General features: G+C 32.2%; 24 protein-coding genes and 1 pseudogene. 17 read left to right on the top strand and 8 right to left on the bottom strand.

The genetic code is table 11. The features are described from left to right. Window positions 1-12: 12 nt before the first annotated feature. A complete protein-coding gene (locus JNUCC72_RS02695) occupies window positions 13-936 on the bottom strand; it encodes a hypothetical protein (RefSeq protein WP_454144614.1) in 924 nt (307 codons plus the stop codon). A gap of 117 nt (window positions 937-1,053) precedes the next feature. On the opposite strand from JNUCC72_RS02695, the gene JNUCC72_RS02700 reads away from it, so the two are divergent. Genes JNUCC72_RS02700 through JNUCC72_RS02715 form a run of 4 tightly spaced genes read left to right on the top strand, consistent with a single transcriptional unit; the run spans window position 1,054 to window position 4,661 of the window. Continuing rightward, window positions 1,054-2,154, top strand: a complete 1,101-nt coding sequence (locus JNUCC72_RS02700; protein ID WP_454144616.1) for an SIR2 family protein — start codon at window positions 1,054-1,056, stop codon at window positions 2,152-2,154. After that, a complete protein-coding gene (locus JNUCC72_RS02705) occupies window positions 2,147-3,988 on the top strand; it encodes an ATP-binding protein (RefSeq protein WP_454144618.1) in 1,842 nt (613 codons plus the stop codon). Before JNUCC72_RS02700 ends, JNUCC72_RS02705 begins: the two co-directional genes overlap by 8 nt. Before the next feature lie 19 nt (window positions 3,989-4,007). After that, window positions 4,008-4,295, top strand: coding sequence for a hypothetical protein (locus tag JNUCC72_RS02710; protein WP_454144620.1), 288 nt, complete (start codon window positions 4,008-4,010; stop codon window positions 4,293-4,295). A gap of 3 nt (window positions 4,296-4,298) precedes the next feature. After that, complete coding sequence (locus JNUCC72_RS02715) at window positions 4,299-4,661, top strand: hypothetical protein (RefSeq protein ID WP_454144622.1); 363 nt, start codon at window positions 4,299-4,301, stop codon at window positions 4,659-4,661. A 927-nt stretch (window positions 4,662-5,588) separates the two neighbouring features. Here the strand turns inward: JNUCC72_RS02715 and JNUCC72_RS02720 are convergent. The 3 genes from JNUCC72_RS02720 to JNUCC72_RS02730 form a co-directional block, all read right to left on the bottom strand. Continuing rightward, the gene (locus JNUCC72_RS02720; protein ID WP_454144624.1) at window positions 5,589-5,837 is read right to left on the bottom strand and encodes a hypothetical protein; all 249 of its coding nucleotides are present in this window, start codon (window positions 5,835-5,837) and stop codon (window positions 5,589-5,591) included. 89 nt (window positions 5,838-5,926) lie between these two features. Then, window positions 5,927-6,322 (bottom strand): hypothetical protein, encoded by a 396-nt coding sequence (locus tag JNUCC72_RS02725; RefSeq protein WP_454144626.1) that lies wholly within the window; start codon window positions 6,320-6,322, stop codon window positions 5,927-5,929. Between the two features lie 53 nt (window positions 6,323-6,375). Continuing rightward, window positions 6,376-6,819 (bottom strand): hypothetical protein, encoded by a 444-nt coding sequence (locus tag JNUCC72_RS02730; RefSeq protein ID WP_454144628.1) that lies wholly within the window; start codon window positions 6,817-6,819, stop codon window positions 6,376-6,378. Window positions 6,820-7,075: 256 nt separating this feature from the next. Here JNUCC72_RS02730 and JNUCC72_RS02735 point away from each other — a divergent pair, with 256 nt between their 5' ends. Beyond that, window positions 7,076-7,660 carry a helix-turn-helix transcriptional regulator gene (locus JNUCC72_RS02735; RefSeq protein WP_454144696.1) on the top strand — a complete coding sequence of 195 codons (585 nt, stop codon included), beginning with the start codon at window positions 7,076-7,078 and terminating at the stop codon, window positions 7,658-7,660. A gap of 80 nt (window positions 7,661-7,740) precedes the next feature. Here the strand turns inward: JNUCC72_RS02735 and JNUCC72_RS02740 are convergent, their stop codons facing one another. Then, window positions 7,741-8,136, bottom strand: coding sequence for a hypothetical protein (locus JNUCC72_RS02740; RefSeq protein WP_454144630.1), 396 nt, complete (start codon window positions 8,134-8,136; stop codon window positions 7,741-7,743). 352 nt (window positions 8,137-8,488) lie between these two features. Here JNUCC72_RS02740 and JNUCC72_RS02745 point away from each other — a divergent pair, with 352 nt between their 5' ends. The 7 genes and pseudogenes from JNUCC72_RS02745 (at window position 8,489) to JNUCC72_RS02780 (ending at window position 12,853) form a co-directional block, all read left to right on the top strand. Then, window positions 8,489-8,686: a cold-shock protein gene (locus JNUCC72_RS02745; RefSeq protein ID WP_056975039.1), complete on the top strand. Its 198-nt coding sequence runs from the start codon at window positions 8,489-8,491 to the stop codon at window positions 8,684-8,686. Window positions 8,687-8,871: 185 nt separating this feature from the next. Further along, the gene (locus JNUCC72_RS02750) at window positions 8,872-9,531 is read left to right on the top strand and encodes a hypothetical protein (protein WP_454144632.1); all 660 of its coding nucleotides are present in this window, start codon (window positions 8,872-8,874) and stop codon (window positions 9,529-9,531) included. Between the two features lie 115 nt (window positions 9,532-9,646). Continuing rightward, complete coding sequence (locus tag JNUCC72_RS02755; protein ID WP_454144634.1) at window positions 9,647-10,402, top strand: NPP1 family protein; 756 nt, start codon at window positions 9,647-9,649, stop codon at window positions 10,400-10,402. Window positions 10,403-10,570: 168 nt separating this feature from the next. Then, window positions 10,571-11,223, top strand: a pseudogene (locus tag JNUCC72_RS06940) (metal ABC transporter ATP-binding protein). Further along, on the top strand, window positions 11,220-12,020 hold the full coding sequence (locus JNUCC72_RS02770; protein WP_454144700.1) for an ABC transporter permease: 801 nt from the start codon (window positions 11,220-11,222) through the stop codon (window positions 12,018-12,020). Before JNUCC72_RS06940 ends, JNUCC72_RS02770 begins: the two are co-directional and overlap by 4 nt. Window positions 12,021-12,026: 6 nt before the next feature. Further along, window positions 12,027-12,122 (top strand): N-acetyltransferase, encoded by a 96-nt coding sequence (locus JNUCC72_RS02775; RefSeq protein ID WP_454144636.1) that lies wholly within the window; start codon window positions 12,027-12,029, stop codon window positions 12,120-12,122. Window positions 12,123-12,226: 104 nt separating this feature from the next. After that, a complete protein-coding gene (locus JNUCC72_RS02780) occupies window positions 12,227-12,853 on the top strand; it encodes a hypothetical protein (protein WP_454144638.1) in 627 nt (208 codons plus the stop codon). Between the two features lie 603 nt (window positions 12,854-13,456). On the opposite strand, the gene JNUCC72_RS02785 is transcribed toward JNUCC72_RS02780, so the two are convergent. From JNUCC72_RS02785 to JNUCC72_RS02795, 3 genes are all read right to left on the bottom strand, one after another. After that, on the bottom strand, window positions 13,457-13,588 hold the full coding sequence (locus tag JNUCC72_RS02785) for a hypothetical protein (protein WP_454144640.1): 132 nt from the start codon (window positions 13,586-13,588) through the stop codon (window positions 13,457-13,459). A gap of 89 nt (window positions 13,589-13,677) precedes the next feature. Beyond that, complete coding sequence (locus tag JNUCC72_RS02790) at window positions 13,678-14,601, bottom strand: magnesium transporter CorA family protein (protein WP_454144642.1); 924 nt, start codon at window positions 14,599-14,601, stop codon at window positions 13,678-13,680. Between the two features lie 61 nt (window positions 14,602-14,662). Further along, window positions 14,663-15,073 (bottom strand): reverse transcriptase-like protein, encoded by a 411-nt coding sequence (locus JNUCC72_RS02795; protein WP_454144644.1) that lies wholly within the window; start codon window positions 15,071-15,073, stop codon window positions 14,663-14,665. 46 nt (window positions 15,074-15,119) lie between these two features. On the opposite strand from JNUCC72_RS02795, the gene JNUCC72_RS02800 reads away from it, so the two are divergent. The 5 genes from JNUCC72_RS02800 (at window position 15,120) to JNUCC72_RS02820 (ending at window position 20,166) form a co-directional block, all read left to right on the top strand. Continuing rightward, window positions 15,120-16,808: a formate--tetrahydrofolate ligase gene (locus JNUCC72_RS02800; protein WP_454144646.1), complete on the top strand. Its 1,689-nt coding sequence runs from the start codon at window positions 15,120-15,122 to the stop codon at window positions 16,806-16,808. Window positions 16,809-16,826: 18 nt separating this feature from the next. Beyond that, entirely contained in the window at window positions 16,827-17,288 is a 462-nt protein-coding gene (lspA, locus tag JNUCC72_RS02805; protein WP_454144648.1) for a signal peptidase II, read from the top strand. Next, window positions 17,275-18,201 (top strand): RluA family pseudouridine synthase, encoded by a 927-nt coding sequence (locus JNUCC72_RS02810; protein WP_454144650.1) that lies wholly within the window; start codon window positions 17,275-17,277, stop codon window positions 18,199-18,201. The genes lspA and JNUCC72_RS02810 overlap by 14 nt, the downstream gene beginning before the upstream one ends. A 171-nt stretch (window positions 18,202-18,372) precedes the next feature. Continuing rightward, window positions 18,373-18,879 (top strand): bifunctional pyr operon transcriptional regulator/uracil phosphoribosyltransferase PyrR, encoded by a 507-nt coding sequence (gene pyrR, locus JNUCC72_RS02815; RefSeq protein WP_454144652.1) that lies wholly within the window; start codon window positions 18,373-18,375, stop codon window positions 18,877-18,879. 21 nt (window positions 18,880-18,900) lie between these two features. Continuing rightward, complete coding sequence (locus tag JNUCC72_RS02820; protein ID WP_454144654.1) at window positions 18,901-20,166, top strand: uracil-xanthine permease family protein; 1,266 nt, start codon at window positions 18,901-18,903, stop codon at window positions 20,164-20,166. Window positions 20,167-20,171 lie beyond the last annotated feature (5 nt).

Raw genomic sequence — 20,171 nt, forward strand, 5'->3', positions numbered from 1 at the left:
CTGCTTTTTTGTTTACTTTAATTCGTTTGAAAAGGGGGGTCTATCCATATCTTTTATTTCATCATAAAAATCATAAGACGTTAATCTACATTTTTCACATAATAATTTAACAAGCCATTTTCCACGCTCTTCAATCGCAGGATTAACAAATTTGAGAAATTGATCTATATGTTCAGATTTTTTTGGTATTGCATTTTTAAAATGACCTTTCCAAAATTCTGATACAGAAAAGTATGCGTCATTTTTAATATATGGTTGGAGATAATGATGCTGTACAAACATTTTCCATATATCATTAGAATCTATTAATGGGGACTGACTTTTATCTATTAATTCCATTTGTCTGTATATCTTATATAAAAATACGTCTATATAATCTTTAGAAGAACGATTTTTATCTAAGTTCATTTTAGGAGGAATTGCCATAAAATTACCTATACAGCTCGTATTTCTAGCAAACAATTGGAATTCCTGTAGATTGTCATTAATAATTTGAAATTTTTCAAAATTATCTTCTTTAAATAAAATATTATATTGGTTAGAAAGCAATATTTTTGGGTCTATTTGAGTTTCTTCATAGGTGCTAAATCTATTATTAGATAAAATAATTGCCTTATTAAAGGTAGTTTTGAAAGAATTAATTGTTTCTCCTTTTATATTATCAGACTCATCTACACCCCAAATAATCTCATATATTTTTTTGACCTCTTTATCAAAATCAGCTTTTAACCCTTTTGCACCAGTGATATTTAACGCAGGAGAGTCTCTTAAAAGTCCATTTTTATAAGTTAACCAAAACTCTATACTGTTATCAGTTGGCTGTTTGTATTTTTCACAGTAAAACCGTTTGAAATCCCATTCCCAAGGTTTAAGATTTTTGTCCTTACACGCTTTAAACCATTCGTTTACCCATTTTATTTGTTCTTTTGTAACCATAATTAATTCCTCCTAGATTTAGATTAATACCTATTGTAGCTTATTCAGAAACAAATAGTATAACTTTTTTAAAGATGATACGATGTAATTACTTAGAATAAGATTTGGAGGAAATTTATGAGTGAAAAACAAGAAAAGAAAAGTAAACAAAAAGAACTTTATGACGAAATTAAAGATGTAGCAATTTCTAAACAGTTAAACTTTTTGATAGGGTCAGGAGCTTCTTTTCCAGCGATTCCTTTAATGGGACAGGTTGGCAGCAAGTATTATGATACTGATGAAAAGAAAAACGACATACTTGTAAGTATTATTAAATCTAGAAGCAGGCTTCTTTATAATTTCAGAAATAACGTTGTTTATAAAAATAATACTTTTGTAAATAAAGGAACACTTAATTATTTTTTTAGCAAAAAATATGGCATAGATTTTATTCAATTTAACATATCAATGTTTTTCTTAATCAGAAAAATGTTTAGCGTTCGAAATCAATATAGTAATTTTTTGAATTCAGTAATAAATATTCTTAATTTATCCAATTCAAGACAAACGCCACGCTCAGCCAATATATTTACGACTAATTACGATTTGTTTTTAGAAAAAGCAGCAGATGAATTGTTGAAAAATCAAAGATTTGTATTTAATGATGGAGCTAGTGGGTACTTTACTCGAGTTTTAGATGGTTCTAACTATAATAAAACCGTTTCATATAAGGGCCTAAATGACAATTATATCAATGAAATTCCATCAATAACTCTAATTAAACCACATGGATCCGTTAACTGGAATAAAACGTCTGATGATGAAATTATAATTGAAAATAAAGTTGTAAATTCAAGTTTTGTAGTGCCTCCGACAGGACATGAAGAGCAAGATACATTTTTAGACAATCATTTTCATGAAATGTTAAGGATATTTCAGCTAGAATTAGATAAGCCACAGTCCGTTTTGTTTGTAGTAGGATTTTCATTTCAAGATAAGCATATTGCTAAAATGGTCAAAAGAGCACTACAAAATCCAGAATTAATGGTTTATGTTATTTGTTTTAGTAATCAAGATAAAAATTATATCAGTACCAATTTAAGCTCACCTAAAATACATAATTTAAAATTTATAACACCAGGAGATTTATTAGAAAATCCAGGTAATCATCATTTAACCTTAAGTGATTTAACAAAGATTTTTCAAAGTGAAACTTTGGAGGACTCGTCCAATGAATAAACCTAATAAAAAGATAGGAGTTATTACAGCTGTTGATAGTGATGTATCACAAGTTGGTGTTTATGAAATGTCCAATGATGCTAATTTCTTATGGTATGGTGATATTTTAACAGGGCCTAAATTAGGAGCTTACCTGACTATCAATCAAAATGATGTCAAAATTATTGCAACGGTTTCAACTGAAAAAATAATTGATCAGCAAAATTCAATTAGTAGTCAGGAATTCGATAATCGTTATAGAAAGTCATCAATCAATAGAGTAATTACGTTAAAAACAAAAGGTGTTATCAAAAATAATAAATTTCAGGTAACTAGTCAGTATGTGCCAATGATTGGAAATGAAGTTACTTTAACTAGTATTGAAGAATTAAATGTTATTTATGGTGTTGAAGATAGTAATCTTGCAATTAGAATAGGTAAAACAATACTAGAAAATCAAACTGTTAATTTACCAATTGATAAGTTTTTTGCTTCACATATTGGGATATTTGGAAATACAGGAAGTGGGAAGTCTAATACTTTACATAAGTTATATTTAGAATTATTCGATTCTAAATTCGGAGATAATATTATTCAGAAATCCCAATTTTTTGTCATTGATTTTAATGGTGAATACGCAGGTACTGACATGTTTAAAGTTAATGAAGATAACAAATTCATATTTAATATCAATACTAGAACAAGAGAATCAGATAAGATTCCAGTTACTGAGGATTATTTATTTGATGCTGATATTTTGTCTATATTATTTGATGCACGACCTGCTACACAAGTGCCGTTCTTAAGAAACGCAGTTAAGAATTTTAATAGTAAAAAAGATGGTGGAATGGGATCCTTTGTAGTCGGGACATTGAATAAAATATTAAATACAGGAAAAGATGTTAATTCTGATAGTTTATTAAACTGGATTGAAGTAGCATCATCTTGTTTAGGTGATGACTCAGAACGTTTATTACAAGTAAAAGAAATAAAGTATCATAGTAAACACCAAACTTTTTTTAATAAAGCTGATTATTCTAATGGTTCCGAAACAGATAATGAGCTATTAAAAAAATTGGATACAAGTAGCTTAGCAACTGAATTAGAAGAATATTTTGCGAATAATAATATTGATCCATTAAAGAAACTTCAACATGGATTGATGTTTGCTAAGGTTCATAAAACAGCCTGGGGTAAAATTAATCAAGAGTTTTTGAATCCACTTTTCAATAGAATAGATTCTTCATTAAAGAGCTTAAGCAAAGTAGTTGATGTTAGGCCAAATATTGATTCGGAGTATCGACCATTAAATATTATTTCATTAGTTAACGCTAATTCTGAAATCAAAAGACTAATTCCTATGCTACTTTCTAAAATGATATATGATAAACAAAAGAACTATGTCTCTAGTTTGAATAATGAAAATATTGATTATACTAAGCACTTGATTATTGATGAAGCTCATAATATTTTAAACGCTCAATATCAAAATAATGGCGATAGTTGGCAAGACTATAGGTTGTCTGTTTTTGAAGAAATAATTAAAGAGGGACGAAAATTCGGATTTTATTTAACATTGGCTAGTCAAAGACCAGCGGATATTTCGCCAACAATTTTGTCACAAACACACAATTATTTAATTCATCGCTTGGTAAATGATAAAGATTTAAAAATGCTAGAAAATACAATGCCTACATTAGATAGAAGCTCTTATCAAATGATTCCTTCATTAGGACAAGGAGAAGCTATAGTAACAGGTAATGCTATGCAAGTCCCTGTATTTGTTAAAATTGATAAAGAAGAAAGCATTAGACCATCAAGTGATGATATTAAATTAACAGAGCTATGGAAATAATTATTAAGAAGGAGTAACAATGGCACAACCACTATTTTTTACAATTTTTATCGGGATAATCGCACTTGAATACTATGTTTTAACTAATACGAAATACTTTTGGCTTGGTGGGATTTTACCAGCTTTAGTCACTGTTTTTTGTATATTTTTAATGGTTAAAACCAACAGCTATGCAGTAAGAGACTTTTTAATGATCGGGACAATCGCAATCGGATCACTTTGCTTTTGGGGAGCAGGGGACGAACGTCATAAAAGAAAGATTAAGCAAAAACAAGCGAAATCAGAACAAAAGAATAGCGGGGGTTAGGATATGAATATTGAAGAATTGAATGTCAAACTCAAAGTAGGGGCGAATTCAAAAAGAGAACCTTTAATTAATTTGAAGGGTATCAAAAAGCTATTTTATAAATTTGTAACGAGTTCAACTGAAGGTTATGAATACGCGGGTGGTTTTTTAACGATAGCCGAGGAAGGGTTGTTTTTTAAACCTCATTTCTTAAACTTTCATAGAGATGTGCAGTTCATCAAGTCATCAGATATAGTGACTGTCACAGAAGACCCTAAAATCTCTAAAATGATAACGGTAACTACTGACAATAATTCGTATATTTTTATTGTGTTTAAACGAAAAGAAGTAAAGTCGCTGATTGATGAAATGATTAATCAGAAGTAGTTACTATTCGATGATTTTAATCGAGAAAAGGGGAATTGTGATATGTATACAAATATTATTTTGCTGCTATAAACCTTTTAGCTGGATTTGCACTTATCAACCATTTGAATCCCAGTACTGGTACATTTTTATCTATATTACTTTGGTTTGCGGTATTTGTATCGTGCTTTGGCGTGTTGAAACATGGGACAATTAGACCTATATTTCGAAAATTTTTTCAACGTGTTCACGATAAATATTTATATTTATCAATATTTTTGATAATGATGATTTTTAATCTGCTACTATCTCAAAAGGAATATGTTAGTTCTTTGAATAGTTGGTTTTATATTTTCGATTCTCTTACAGTTGTATTATCAGTATGTGGTTTAATAGTAGAAGTTAATAACAATAACAATAGACAATCCCGAGAGTGACTGCGGTTATAGAAGAATTGAGATGAATGCTTAAGAGTTAGAAAAGCCACGATCAACGTAATTGTTCATATTAAAAATAGAACGATGAGTCCATCTACAAATTTACTAAATGATAATTGTTGTAGGTATTCATAAAAGATTAAAAATAGACTTTATTCAAATAACAACAAAAAAAGTGCAAGATATGTTATTTTAGTTTTATGTCACTTATAATTAGCTTAAGATAGAAGGGAAAGATCCTTCCCAAGCTTAAATGATAATGAAGGAGTAAGATTCATGATATTATCTGGGAAAAAAGTTGCTAAATTTGTTATAACTATTGGTTTGATTTTTTCAATATTTATGATTTTTAATGCTGTGATTACTAGTACTCAAATTAATCCTTTATATATTATTAACACAGGTTTTTTAACGATATTGTTGAAAATATATTTTACTGAAAAATCATGAAAGTTTGATTTTTATATTAAACAAGTCACTTATAAGAAGTGGATACGGCACAAAAAAGAGTTTAACTAAAGTTAGACTCTTTTTTACCTTTTTGAGATAAAGACGTACAAATAGCTAGTGTTATAGCCATCAAAGATATTTGAATCGGAAGTGATATGTCAGACCACTGTTTTAAAGTTTCATACGAAAACATAGTGAATTTATTCTGATCACTTAACCCCATTAAAACTGTCATACTAATAGAAAAAATAAGAACTAACACTTGTAGACTTGCTGAAACAGCAGCTAACACCTTTAACTTCTTTTTCATTCTAACTCCACCTTTCTGCTAACAGTCTAGCAAGATGCTCAAATATTGGCAACTTGGCAAAGCATACAAGAGGCTATAAAAACGATTTGCTATGCTAATACTTGAATAGTTGCAAAAACTAACAACACTAAGAAAGATATGATTGTTGCCAAGGCAGACACAGCTATTCTGACACTTAGATTTTTAAATCTATAATTATTTTTAGCAAACAGGAGTTTTATAATATAAGTAATTAAAGCAACAAGTGATGCTATGAAAAATAAAGAAACAAAATACACTAATTGAGTATGTGGTGTTTTAGTGTCAGTAGAAGCTGTAGCTCCTATCAATGAAAATAAAAGACCTGAGCTCCATAAGTTAATTTCTAAATTTGCACTCATTCTTTTATGTACTTTTGCATCACTTTTGTAAATTTTTGCGATCACTCCAAAAACAATTGCTGCAAAAATACTGAGTATGAAAAGCGTTCCAAATATAAATTGCATGCATATTTTCCTTTCAACCTTTGTAAAAGCCTAAGAGAACAAAAAGACTTGTATTATTGCAGATAGAGACTAATGACACTAATCCAAGCACTAGCATCTATCACAATAAATAGTAGTATATTCCTTATTTGTGTTGATCTTAGTTTCTTTTTCTCGTCACTTCGTGCATATTTTAGAAGCAAAGGGTACGTTTTGTTATAACCAAAAGAAAAAATAGCTATTATTATGAACAGTACAGCAATTAAAATAGAGATAACATTAAACATAATTGGCACAAAAGGTGTAATGACAGCCATCAACACACAAAGTACAATTACGCATAACATAGTCTGTTTTCCAAAATGAGTAGATTTTTGTCGAAAATCGGTAAATATTTCCTGGTCTTTAGCGGACATTCTTTTAACAATGTTATGACGTAAATTTTTTATTTGTTGCGTGTCTTTCGGTAATAAAATAACAACTAATAGAATAGTTATAATAAGTTGTACTAAGTTCATGTAATGATTCCTCCAAAGAGATTGATTTACTGCAAATGATAGAACTTATTGTTTTGCTTGTAAATTTTTACGCTCTAAGGGGTATGCGAATGGTATGGCGTATTCAAAGTAAAAATGCTTTGCTCAGAGCCCTTATAGTTCTGATTTGTCAATGATGATTCTTTCCGGTTCATTTAAATTAATATATAATATCCTATGAGAGATAAATATTATGTAGGGGGTATTTATTGTCGAATTTAGTGAAAAAATAAAATATATACGAAAGTATCATACACTAACACAAGAACAGCTAGCTAAGAAGTTAAATGTTTCTCGTAAAACAATATCAGCGTGGGAAAACAATCGCAGCATTCCAGACTATCAGTTAGTAAAGCATATTGAAGAGACATTTTGTATTTCAACCGATTGTTTATTAGATAATAGTCAACCATTGTTTATGGATTCTAGAGAACTTAAAAATAAATTTAAAGATAAAATCAAATGGGCTTTATATATCGAGATTATCTTTATATTCTTTGGCTATTTAACTTTATTTAAAATCTATAATAATACGATTAATACAATAGTTTTAGTAATTGTTACATTTTATTTAAATAGGAATATTCAGACTTACTATCCAAAAAGTAAGTCTTATCACGTAATATTGAAAAGTGTCGTGTTTTTAGTTCATTTTTTAGTAGGTGGTCAAATACTCGCTAAGTATATTTCGCAATATATGTTGGACGAAAATATTTATGTTGTATGTGGATCGGGCATAGCCTTAGTAGTAGTTAGTTCTGCCGTAGCATATGCACTTCTGACAACATTAAGATTAATAACTATAATTAACAAAGATAAATAACTTTTTAGTCGTGAATTGTACAGCGCAGTTTTAGTAAGTAAATAAAAAAGAGCCTAAATTTAATTAGGCTCTTTTTTGTATTATGGCAATTTTGAAAGACGTCTATATTCAAAAAATACAGCAACAATCCCAAATAATCTCAAAGCCATTGAAATACATTGTAAAAATAAGAGTTCCATTCCAATGATTAAAGAATCTAGGTCACCTGTATGGACTTGCAAGTAATCATAAATATCATGAAAAATAGCTATACAGTTAACAACAGTTGCTAAAATCATCAAGATTGAACTAGTTTTTTTGATATAAGGATCTTTAAATGCTTTTACCAGAATAAAAACTGATATAAAAACAGTTACAACATCAAGCAATCCTAGTGGATTAAAGATATTTGCAAAAAACGGGGTAGGTATACAAAACAAAATGCCAATTGCTGCATTTGCTATTAACAATTTGTTGATAATCGTGTAAGTTCTCAAAAAATCCCTCCTAAAAATAGATGTTATAAAAGGCATACTAACATATTGATATTAATTTTTAATTAACAAGAAATAAAATAATCGTTGATTTGATATGTTGTTTCAGTAATACATTTTGAATAAAAAGACTTATAATAACACGACACAATACAATTAATAGGCTACTTTCAATTTTTAACAATAAAAAGCAAAAAACTATAGCATTGGTCTATTTTTCGTGTTATACTACGTATGTAATTGATTTTGAAACGTGAACTGTGATGTTATACATATCTATAATTTTTACTTTTGCTTATCAAATATTCATTGCAACAAATCGCATATTTAAATATGCAACAGGAGGAAATTATATATGGTTAACGGAACAGTTAAATGGTTTAACGCAGACAAAGGTTTTGGTTTTATCACTCAAGAAAATGGTGAAGATGTGTTTGCTCACTTCTCAGCTATTCAATCAGATGGATTCAAAACTTTAGACGAAGGACAAAAAGTTACTTTCGATATCGAACAAAGTGACCGCGGTCCTCAAGCAGTTAACATCCAAAAATAATTAAAAAAGAGCCTGTAAGGCTCTTTTTTGTATCCTGATTATTCATTTTAAAGCAAGCTAATAAGCTTGCTTTTTTTGATTCTATTTAAAATTTGACATTAATTGGGGTCAAAACTAGAATGCTTACTGGGTTTGTGCTACGGTATACACAAAAGTTGGATTATTCACATAGGGGGATTTTAATAATGAATTTGAAAAAAGTAGCTGTACTCACAACAGGTTTCCTAGCATTAGGTGGGATTGGATTATCGGTAATAAACCAATCATCAGTACAAGCTGATACCACAGAAACAAATCATTTAATTGAACATAATATTGGAAACACAAACTACATAGCAACAAAACCTTTAATTATTACGCAAATTAATGACAAATTTGACAATCTATCTAAGTCAGTAATGACTGTAGATAAACAAAACTTGTCAGATAGCACGTACAAAAATTATATGAAACAATTACTAGCTCAATATAATGGTGCAACAATCTCTTTAAATGTACCGCAAACTAACCTAGAAAACGCAGGTATTGGGTTCAGTAATACACGCAGTGATATTACAATTAGGGTTGTTAATGATAGTGTTGTTGTAGAAGGCCACAACATTGAAACACTGAATATTTTAAGAACAGCCTTTCATGATTTGGGAACTTATGATTACTTTTTTGGTACTCTTAATGGTGCTGATTCATATGGTTCACTTTCACTAACTTCGAGATCACTAGCTGCTTATCTAACACCGACTTTAAAAGTAGCTGGTATATCAGGAGATAAGATAATGGCAGCAGGCGATAATTTTCAAAATATGATTGGAACAGGTCATACCAAAGGTATTGTCACATTAAGATAAAAATAGCTAGAGCAAAGCAGGACTTAAAAAGTCCTGCTTTTTTAATTAGGTAGTCTCTTAAAATGATTAAAGAACTATGATAGACTATCTAATTAGTAATAAGGAGGAGAAATCCATGAATAAAAAAGTTGTAACAATTTTGTCAGCGGTTGCATTAGGACTTAGTGCATCTGCGGTTAATCATCCATCTCAATCAACTTCAGCTGCAGTGATTGATCATAACAAGGTAGTGGGATTCAAAGAGACTAATCCATCGAACCTAACAGAACAAATTGAAAAGAAATATAAATCTGTCCTAAAAGTTTATAGTGGTGCAGTTCCTTTCCCAGCAGTTGATGCTGCAGGAAATACTAGTGGGGGATTACAAGCTTCTGGTACCCCCAGTGGTAACGCAAGTAAAAGCACAGGACAAGTCTATGCTCGTTCAGGATGGTATCAAGGCAAATGGGCAATCATGTACTCTTGGTACTTCCCTAAAGATGAACCCGATTCACGTATCGGTGGACATCGCCATGATTGGGAAAACATCGTTGTTTGGTTAGACAATCCAGCTAACAAGAGTCCTAAAGTATTGAAAGTATCCTATTCAGCACATGGTGGTTATACTAGCTATGGCTATAGTGGTAAAACTTTCAATGGAACAACGCCATTAGTTGGTTATGACAATATGAAACCAGTTCCTAAATTTGTTGACCATTCACTATCACCATCTAATGGTCAAATTGGCGGGAGTCAGCCTTTGATTGGATGGGATGACCTAACCCCATCTGCTCGTAATACTTTAAACAATACTGATTTTGGTAAAGCTAACGTGCCATTCAAAGATGCTAACTATCAAAACAATTTAAAAAAAGCACTAGCAAGTTGGTAAAATCTTGAAAAAACCTCTAACAAAACTGTTAGAGGTTTTTTAATTAATCAAATTAATATTTACTTAATATTTTTTTAATGTTAATATCTAGTTATCTTTTATTAATCAAGGAGGAACTGATTGAGAATAAACACAAATAATTTAGTAATTGGTTATGGTCAAAAAGAAGTGGTCAACCGATTGAATTTTAGCTTGGTAGAAGGCGACTTTGTTGCGTTAGTTGGGTCTAATGGCGCTGGTAAATCACCTTGCTTAATTCACTAATTGGTATTTTGCCGGTTATTTCTGGTGAATTGAACTGGGAGGGTGAGTTACAAGCAAAAGCGAATCCTATGAACCACATTGGATTTAGCCCTCAAAGTCAGCTAATGGATTGGTATACAACGGTTTATGACAACGTCATGTTGGGGCCTTTACTCGCGGGATTCACAAGATCAGATGCAACTAAAAAATCAGAGGAGGCACTGAAGCTACTTGATATTTATCAACTAAGAAAAGAGCCTGTAGATCATTTATCTGGTGGACAGCAACAGCGGGCTCAAATTGCTCGAGATCCAGATATTTATCTATTGGATGAACCCACAACAGGGCTAGATATTGAAACAGCAGAGAGTTTATTCACATTTTTGAGTCAAAAGGCAAAAGAGGGGCGAACAATACTGACTTCCTCACATGATTTGACCTTGCTAGATAAGTATAGCGATAAAATCTTGTTTATTGATAGTGGACAACAACGATTTTTTGGAACTATCTCAGCATTTCTTGCCGATTCAAATTTGAATTTAAGAGAGAAATACCTGAAGGAGCGTGAAGTGAAATAAATCCAATGAATTTTAGGCATCACTCATTAGGCATTAGATCAATCTGGATTGTTGCGAGTAACGAATGGAAAGCTTTTCGAACAAACAAAGGCCTTCTATTATCTATGTTTATGCAACCTTTAATGCTGTATGGGTTATTAGTCTCAGCATTAGGCTTAAGCATTAATTCGGTATCTTACCAAAACGTGACTGTTTCATATGCACAGTATGCACTTATTGGGATATTATCGTTTTTTATGACAACACAAATGTCACAGGCCATGTATCGTGCATCAGTTGATAAACAGTTTGGCTTATTAGCTATTAAATTTATGAATGGGGTTCAACCCTGGCACTATTTGACTGGTATGAACTTTTTCCCGTCACTAGGATTTATTTTTCAATGTGGAATATTACTAATCTTAGGGCTGATTACTGGTGGTATTTATAATACGATGTTGTTTTTATTAGCTGTACTATTTCCTATCTTCTTGTTGATGTTTTGGTCAGCACTAGGAATTTTATTAAGCACTAAAATATCAAATTATCAAAAGCGTGATTTGGTGATGACATTAATTTTTACACCGATTTCTTATGCCGCACCGACATTATATGTTCTATCAGATAATTCACCAATTTTAATTAAATTTATTTCAGCAATTAACCCTGTAACTTATCAATTAAGGGCATTGAGAAGTATTGCATTTGGAATTTTTGATATCAAAGCAATAATGATTTCTATTACGCTATCATTAATCATGGTTTTATTGGCACAACACATTTTAAAGCACATGAAACTGACGCTAGCAGAACGTTAAAAAGGTATGCAAAAGCTGGGCGAAAAATGTGGGATGACAAAAGAGGCACTTATTCGAAAAGTAAGATACTTAAATGGTTATTATTATGATTCGGTTAAATAGGGTATTTTACGCGAAGAATTAAAATAGTCTTAACTTTTAACAGCCTAATTGCCTTCACTATTACAGGAATGCTATACTCCAAAAAGAATTGGAGGAGTTTAATAGTGAAAAAGAAACAGATTAAGGTAGTTATTCCAATAATAGTAGCTCTTGTAGTCACCTTAACTTTCTATGTAACAGTTTTTCAAAAAAATGCAGAAGCGAGTAGAGGAGATCATGATTTCACTGTTTATCAGAGTGGACCAATAAAAGTTAAAGAAGCAGTTGCTAATACTGACAACAACTATATTAAAGAATCTGCTAAGGTGAAACCTGAATATCTTAATCTGGCTCAAAGTATCTCAGACGATATGAGTAAGAGATATCCTGGCTATGATTATGAAATATCAATTATTACAGGTAGTTCTGAAAAAATTACTAAATCTCAGTTCCCAACCCAGCAGTTTATTTATATTGATACTAAAAATGCATTAAGTAAACTATTAAAAAATGACGGAAATAACGAACGCTATCTTGAATTTAGACAATTTGTTCGAGAAAAATCGACACATTTACGCCAAATTCCAGCGCTAACGAACGTCCAAAACAGTGCTGATTTAATTATTGCAGGTAATAATTTGAAATTAGCAGGTATGTTACCATTTCCAAGTGATAAAGATACTGACTTATATTTACAATATGCGAATAATTTAGATGTTCAATTATATATTGCAAATCAACCACAAAAATAAAACCTAGTCTCTGATGAGATTAGGTTTTATTTTTTTAAAGAATTAGTAGTATTATTAAGAAAATAATCGATAAAATAATGGTTATGAACCTTGCGACACGAGAAGCATTTTGCCATTGCTGTTTTTGATTATTAGATAAGTAAGCATGAAAAATCCTAGGCTTATAATGCAAGATAAGTGAAAAGTAGCAAACAAAAGAAATGACGATAGAAAGTTTTGCTATTATTTTGTAAAAGTTAGATATCCACTCTCCAGCTATAAGTAAGCCTATAAGTATTAAAAATGGCAACAGCATCCATAATAAGACTATTCTTACTTTTCTTTTATAACTTTGCCAATGTAATGTATCAGCAGCCGTTAATTTCGGTATAACTTGCTTCAGTAACTTTATTTTTCGATAAACAAACGGCAATGAAATGACTATTAAAATGTAGTCTATTACCAAATAAGGTGCTAATATTATCATTCTATGAAATAGTACATTAAGTAAGTTATCAATTAACATATTATCACCGAACTTTCAATTTAATAAACCCAGATTAATAAACCCAGAGTACAATTAATTCTAGTCTCCGTAAAATGAAAGTTCTTCAAAATTTTTGGTTAGCGCTTTTTGTGTTTTTTCCTTTTGCCACAAATGCCAATTATAAAGATGAAAATTATTGTAATAATTTGAATAGGCGTCCATTCTAAAAAGAAGTCAAGTACACCTTTCAACCCTTTTTCTTTCTTCATATTTTACCCCCCTAGAAAGTCTTTAGTAGGGGCAGTATAACATGAAGGTATCAAAAAAGCCTACACGAATGTAGACTTGTAAGTGTTTTTTAAAAGAAGTGATGTTTTTTCATTTGCCACCACATGAAACTAATAATACCAACCATAATTAAAACAACAAACACCCATGAAAAAGGCGAATCTGCTAATGGAAGATCAACGTTCATTCCATAAAATCCAGTCACAATTGTTGGAATTGTGAGTACTATGGAATAAATAGTTAAAAATCGCATTACGTTATTAGTTGTATTACCAATTAGATTGTTATAGGTATCAGCAACTTTATTAGTAATATCTGAAGTTAGCTGAGCCATTTGTTGCGCTTGGCGTGCTTCAATTAGCACATCATCTAAACGTTCGTATTCTAGTTGACTTAAATCTAAAATACCTAATCGTCTATTATAAAGTTTGAAACTTTCAATGGCCATTGTATTAGAGTTTGCACTGGTCAACATATAAACCATTGCCTTAGTTAGGTCAGCCAGTTCAAAAATATGGTCATTGTTAGGGCTATTTCTGATTTCAGTTTCAAGTTCTTGACGTTGAGCATTTAACTCTTCAATCTGGTCAAAGAAATCAGTTGTGATGCGGTAAAGCGCATTAAATACCATTTCCCAAATTGTCTGGTGTGTTAGGGGAATATGTAATTTAGTATTATCTACTTTTGAAAAGTAGTTTTGAATGTATTGCGTTTCGGTACGAGTAAAAACAAAAACGTTTTTATCACGAATAACAATAGCAATCGGACTAACAGGTCTTGAAAAATTCTCAGCAACTGCATTATAAATCATAATCCAGGATTGAGTAGGTTGGTCGTATTCCACACGAGCTCTTTCACGAAGGTCTTTCGCATAAATTAACATTTCAGTCGTCAATTGATATTTTTCTCTCAAATATTCTTGATCTTCTTTCGACATATTGTTAATTAAGATGGTGCGTGAGTCTCGACTTTGGACTATTTCTTTTGAGATCACATGCTCACTTCCTTTTATATTATAGGCAATACTATAATTAAATCATTAATTAGGGGTTGTGTTAACCCTTAAATGTTTTTAATTGAAATAACCGATCATTTGCCAACTTATGTGCTCGAAAGTTCTGTTTATCAGGAATAAGTTTGATATAATGATCATAGAACCGGTCTAACTGGTTTAAAATATCTTGCGTTAGATTTTGATAATTCTTAGCATATCTTTTGTTGATTGAATCAGACAGAATTTTTGAGTCTGTTTCGATACTCAATACTTGATTAGTCTGCTCTGTAGTTATCAAGTAATCTAGAGCATGTTTTAAAGCTATGAACTCCGCTTCATGATTATCTTTAGCGAAAATTTTTTCAGCTTGTTGTTTAACTAAGGTGGACTTGGGGAATGTTTCAATGATATAGCCGATGGTTGCCTGGTTCGTTTTGATATCAAAGGCACCATCTGTATGGATTTTTAACATAAACTAGGTCACACTTTCTATTGAATTATTTCAGGAGGATTTTTTGGTGAGAACAGATATCGAGATTGCACAAGACTTTCAGAATACTAAGGCTAAGCCCATTAATGAAGTGGCCCAAGCTTTAGGACTAGAATCAAATGAGTTAGAGTTATATGGTAATTATAAAGCTAAACTAAGCCATGAAGCACTAACAAAATATACCGAAAATAAAAAACTTGGTAAATTAATTTTAACAACCTCGATTAATCCTACTCCCGCCGGAGAAGGTAAGTCAACAATGGCTATTGCATTGGCTGACGCTTTGTCTACTCAAACACATAAGAAAAGTATGTTAGCACTAAGAGAGCCTTCACTTGGTCCTGTTATGGGATTAAAGGGTGGTGCAACTGGTGGTGGACAATGTCAAGTTGTCCCAATGGAAGATATTAACTTACATTTCACAGGTGACTTGCATGCGTTAACGAGTGCAATTAATACATTAGCCGCTTTAATTGATAATCATGTACAACAGGGTAACGATTTGAACTTAGACCCTAGACAAATTATGTTCAAACGTAGTTTAGACGTTAATGATCGTGTTATGCGTCATGTTTTAGTAGGTATGGGAGGCAGAACCAGTGGTGTCCCTCGTGAAGAAAGTTTTCAAATTACAGCTGCTAATGAGTTAATGGCTATTCTATGTTTAGCCACAGGAATTGATGACCTAAAGAGCCGCATCAGTCAAATTCTAGTAGGTTATACTTATGACCAAAAACCCGTTTATGTAAAAGATTTGAATGTACAAGGTGCGATTACTGTCTTGTTGAAAGATGCGATCAAACCTAACCTTGTTCAAACGCTTGAATATACACCTGCTTTAATTCATGGTGGACCATTTGCTAATATTGCACACGGAACAAACTCAGTAATTGCCACAACAACTGCCTTGAATATGGCTGATTACGTTGTGACAGAGGCTGGATTCGGTGCTGATTTAGGTGGCGAGAAGTACAACGATTTTGTAAGTCAATTATTGCCTAAATCACCTGACGCTAGTGTGATTGTAGCAACTGTTCGTGCTTTAAAATATCATGGTGGTCAAGCACTTTCAGAACTAAAAAATGAAGATGTTTCAGCACTTGAAACAGGATTTGCTAACTTGAAACAACATATTGAAAACATGCAAAAATTCAATGTGCCAGTTGTGGTTGCTATCAATGCTTTTGCTAGCGATACAAATGAAGAACTAGAAACATTAAAACAACTGATTGCTAGTTTAGGTGTAAAAGTTTGTCTAGTAGATGCTCACCAAAAAGGGTCAGTAGGTGCTAAAGACTTAGCTGAAACAATCATCGAAGTGACGGATAACCAACCTGTAACAGACTTCAAGCGTATCTATGATAATAATGAATCAATCGAAGAAAAAGTTAAACATGTTGCTCAAGAAATCTATCGTGCTAAAGATGTATCGTTTTCAAAACAAGCTTTAAATTCAATTAAAAATATTAAACAAAATAATAAAGAAAACTTACCAATCATTATCGCCAAAACACAATCATCATTTTCAGATGATCCAAAACAACTTAACGTTGTTTCTGACTTCACACTTCAAGTTCGTGATGTTGATTTGAAATCAGGAGCTGGATTTATCGTGATTTATGCTGGTAGTGTTCTAACAATGCCAGGATTATCTAAACACCCAGCAGCTTTGGATATTGATATTGATTCAAATGGTAAAATTTCCGGTTTATTTTAAAGGAGATTTCACTAATATATGATACTTTTTTGGTTAATTGGTCTAGTAATGCTTATCTTAGACCAGACACTGAAGCTATTTATCGCCGCTAATTTTCAATTAGGGCAGGTACAAGAAGTTGTACCACACATTTTATCGTTCACTTATGTTAAAAATACAGGTGGTGCTAGCAATATATTTAGCGGAAATATGTTATTTTTCTACATTATTTCACTTATTGCCATCCCAGTCTTGTTATACTTAATCCATCGCACAAAAAAACGCCACTTCACATGTCCATTGGGTCTTATCTTGATTTTGTCTGGAACAATTGGAAACTTAATTGATCGAATTCGTTTACAATATGTCATTGATATGTTCCAATTAGACTTTATGCGATTTAATATTTTTAATATTGCAGATATTGCCGTGACTTGTGGTGTTGCGTTAATTATTATTTACTTATTATTTTTAGATGGGAAAGATCATGAACACAATTAATTTAACAATTTCAACTGAGACTGGGCGTTTAGATGCTGTGCTTGCAGTAGCTTATCCTGAGTTAAGCCGTGCCAAATGCAAAACGATGATTCAAAATGGGGATATTAAGGTAAATGGTGAAGCTAAAAAAGCGAAGTATCAAGTCAAGCCTGAAGACCATATTACAGGAGCCGTTCCTGAAGAAAAACCATTAGATTTGGTGGCCCAAGATATTCCACTTGATATTGCCTATGAAGACGATGATGTTATCGTCATCAATAAGCCTCAAGGTATGGTTGTTCATCCAAGTGCTGGTCATCCAGACCAAACACTTGTTAATGCCTTGCTTTATCACACAAAACTTTCAGGAACTAGCGAAGGGGAAGCTTTTAGACCTGGTATTGTTCATAGAATCGATAAAGATACTTCAGGACTACTTATGGTAGCCAAAAATGATCAAGCCAAATTGAGCTTACAAGCTCAGTTAAAAGATAAAATCAATAAAAGACAGTATTTAGCTATTGTTCATGGTAACTTTAATGAAGAAAGTGGTACTATCAATGCACCAATTGGTCGTGATTACAAAGACCGTAAAAAACAAGCCGTTATTCAAGATGGTCGTGATGCTGTAACGCATTTTAAAGTGTTAGAACAATTTAGTGGTTATAGTCTGGTTCAATGTGAATTAGAAACAGGACGTACACACCAAATTCGTGTTCATATGAAATACATTAATCATCCTGTTGCAGGAGATCCGCTGTACGGTCCACGTCGTTCTCTAAGTAGTCATGGTCAATTACTACATGCTAAAACTTTAGGATTTTATCATCCAGTCAGTCATGAATGGTTAGAGTTTAACGTTAACCCACCTCAACTATTTCACAATATTTTAACTCAGTTACAAAAAGATTCAATTGACAATTCAACTAATTAAAGTTAACCTAATAGGTAAAATATTTATAATTAATTCCTTTAATTAAGTTCTGTGAGACTTCAAGGGGTGACTGAATTGTTTATTATTCATTTTTAAAGACTGATAAATAACAAAAGGACTCCGTATGTTTTGCGGGGTCCTTTTTTGTAAGGAAAAGAGAGGAAATAAACGATGACTAAAGAAATTATGGACCAAAATCAAATCAAACGTTCTCTAACACGTATTAGCTATGAAATTATTGAAAAACTACAAAACCCTGATGAACTAACCTTATTGGGAATTAAAAGTAGAGGAGAGTCTCTAGCCAAAACAGTGGCACAACTACTTGAACAAAATAATCCTGAAACAAAAATTAATCTTTATGATTTAGATGTTAGAAAGCATCGTGATGATGATAGACAAGAAGATGTGACAAACGATATTCCAAAAGAAGCCATTGAAGATAAGACAGTTATTCTAATTGATGATGTGTTATTTTCAGGTCGCACCATTCGTGCAGCTTTAGATAGCGTATCTGAAATCGGCCGTGCTAAACGAATTTGTCTAGCCGTTTTAGTTGATAGAGGCCACCGTGAATTACCAATTAGACCTGACTTTATTGGCAAAAATATCCCAACATCAATTAATGAGCATGTTCAATTACAATTAGGGGACACACAAGCGGTAATTTTGAACTAATAATCTTTTAGGAGGATTACAATGAAAAACGAAAAACCGGTATTGGATATATTTGACAAACCGTCTTTCTTCAAAGGTATTTTCTTATCCATGCAGCATTTATTTGCTATGTTTGGCGCAACTGTTTTAGTACCTATTTTAGTAGGACTGAATCCAGGTATTGCATTATTTGCTTCAGGTGTTGGAACTTTACTTCACTTATTAATTACAAAAGGGCAAGTGCCACTCTATATGGGTTCTAGTTTTGCCTTTATTACTGTTATGGCATCCCTAATGAAAACAGCCGGATACGGCGGTGTTTCCCAAGGAATTATTGCCGTTGGTGTGGTTTACTTAATTATTGCATTAGTTATTCACTTCATTGGCTATGATTGGGTGGATAAAGCACTTCCAGCTATTGTAGTTGGACCAATCGTTATTGCAATTGGACTTTCTTTAGCATCAAGCGCTGCTAAACAAGCAACAATGGTTAATAACAACTATGACTTAAAATCGTTTGCAGTCGCTATTGTGACATTGCTACTAACAATTAGTTTTACAATTTTTGGTAAAGGCTTTATTAGCCAAATCGCCGTACTATTAGGGATTGTATGTGGTTATATCTTATCTCTACTTGTTGGATTAGTGGATTTCACACCAGTATTGAATGCTAACTGGTTCCAAGTTCCTAATTTTGAAGTCTTGTTTATTAATAGCCATCCAGCTATTAACTGGGGAGCAATCTTAGGTATGGCACCCATTGCATTTGTAACAATGACGGAACATATGGGGCACATCATGGTATTAAATGACTTAACAGGCCGTAATTTCTTCAAAAAGCCTGGATTAGATCGTACACTTGTTGGTGATGGGGCAGCTTCTATTGTTTCTGGACTAGTTGGAGGTCCTGCAATTACCAGTTATGGTGAAAACATCGGAGTTATGGCAATTACCAAAATTCATTCGGTTTATGTTTTGATTGGTGCGGCAGTATTTGCAATCCTATTCAGTTTCGTAGGTAAGTTATCGGCTCTTATTCAAAGTATTCCTGGAAGTGTTCTAGGTGGGGTAAGTTTTCTACTATTTGGGGTAATTGCTTCTAGTGGTCTTCGTATCCTAGTTGAAAACAAAACAGATTTCAATAATCGTCGCAACTTGATGATTGCTTCTTCTATCTTAGTTATCGGGGTAGGAGATGCTATGTTACAATTGAACCCACAATTAAGTTTTTCCGGTCTAACAGTTGCAACTGTTATCGGTATTGGATTAAACTTAGTATTACCGAAAGATATCGAATCTAAAAAGTAAAGTAG

The sequence above is a fragment of the Holzapfeliella sp. JNUCC 72 genome, from assembly GCF_053668685.1.

What these genes read in the sequence shown, in the direction of transcription:
- JNUCC72_RS02820 (WP_454144654.1), top strand. Translation starts at nt 18,901, where the DNA reads ATGAAAAACGAAAAACCGGTATTGGATATATTTGACAAACCGTCTTTC.
- JNUCC72_RS02715 (WP_454144622.1), top strand. Translation starts at nt 4,299, where the DNA reads ATGAATATTGAAGAATTGAATGTCAAACTCAAAGTAGGGGCGAATTCA.
- JNUCC72_RS02795 (WP_454144644.1), bottom strand. Translation starts at nt 15,073, where the DNA reads ATGTTAAAAATCCATACAGATGGTGCCTTTGATATCAAAACGAACCAG.
- JNUCC72_RS02725 (WP_454144626.1), bottom strand. Translation starts at nt 6,322, where the DNA reads ATGCAATTTATATTTGGAACGCTTTTCATACTCAGTATTTTTGCAGCA.
- JNUCC72_RS02720 (WP_454144624.1), bottom strand. Translation starts at nt 5,837, where the DNA reads ATGAAAAAGAAGTTAAAGGTGTTAGCTGCTGTTTCAGCAAGTCTACAA.
- JNUCC72_RS02710 (WP_454144620.1), top strand. Translation starts at nt 4,008, where the DNA reads ATGGCACAACCACTATTTTTTACAATTTTTATCGGGATAATCGCACTT.
- JNUCC72_RS02750 (WP_454144632.1), top strand. Translation starts at nt 8,872, where the DNA reads ATGAATTTGAAAAAAGTAGCTGTACTCACAACAGGTTTCCTAGCATTA.
- JNUCC72_RS02810 (WP_454144650.1), top strand. Translation starts at nt 17,275, where the DNA reads ATGAACACAATTAATTTAACAATTTCAACTGAGACTGGGCGTTTAGAT.
- JNUCC72_RS02730 (WP_454144628.1), bottom strand. Translation starts at nt 6,819, where the DNA reads ATGAACTTAGTACAACTTATTATAACTATTCTATTAGTTGTTATTTTA.
- JNUCC72_RS02705 (WP_454144618.1), top strand. Translation starts at nt 2,147, where the DNA reads ATGAATAAACCTAATAAAAAGATAGGAGTTATTACAGCTGTTGATAGT.
- lspA (WP_454144648.1), top strand. Translation starts at nt 16,827, where the DNA reads ATGATACTTTTTTGGTTAATTGGTCTAGTAATGCTTATCTTAGACCAG.
- pyrR (WP_454144652.1), top strand. Translation starts at nt 18,373, where the DNA reads ATGACTAAAGAAATTATGGACCAAAATCAAATCAAACGTTCTCTAACA.
- JNUCC72_RS02695 (WP_454144614.1), bottom strand. Translation starts at nt 936, where the DNA reads ATGGTTACAAAAGAACAAATAAAATGGGTAAACGAATGGTTTAAAGCG.
- JNUCC72_RS02745 (WP_056975039.1), top strand. Translation starts at nt 8,489, where the DNA reads ATGGTTAACGGAACAGTTAAATGGTTTAACGCAGACAAAGGTTTTGGT.
- JNUCC72_RS02785 (WP_454144640.1), bottom strand. Translation starts at nt 13,588, where the DNA reads ATGAAGAAAGAAAAAGGGTTGAAAGGTGTACTTGACTTCTTTTTAGAA.
- JNUCC72_RS02755 (WP_454144634.1), top strand. Translation starts at nt 9,647, where the DNA reads ATGAATAAAAAAGTTGTAACAATTTTGTCAGCGGTTGCATTAGGACTT.
- JNUCC72_RS02775 (WP_454144636.1), top strand. Translation starts at nt 12,027, where the DNA reads ATGCAAAAGCTGGGCGAAAAATGTGGGATGACAAAAGAGGCACTTATT.
- JNUCC72_RS02700 (WP_454144616.1), top strand. Translation starts at nt 1,054, where the DNA reads ATGAGTGAAAAACAAGAAAAGAAAAGTAAACAAAAAGAACTTTATGAC.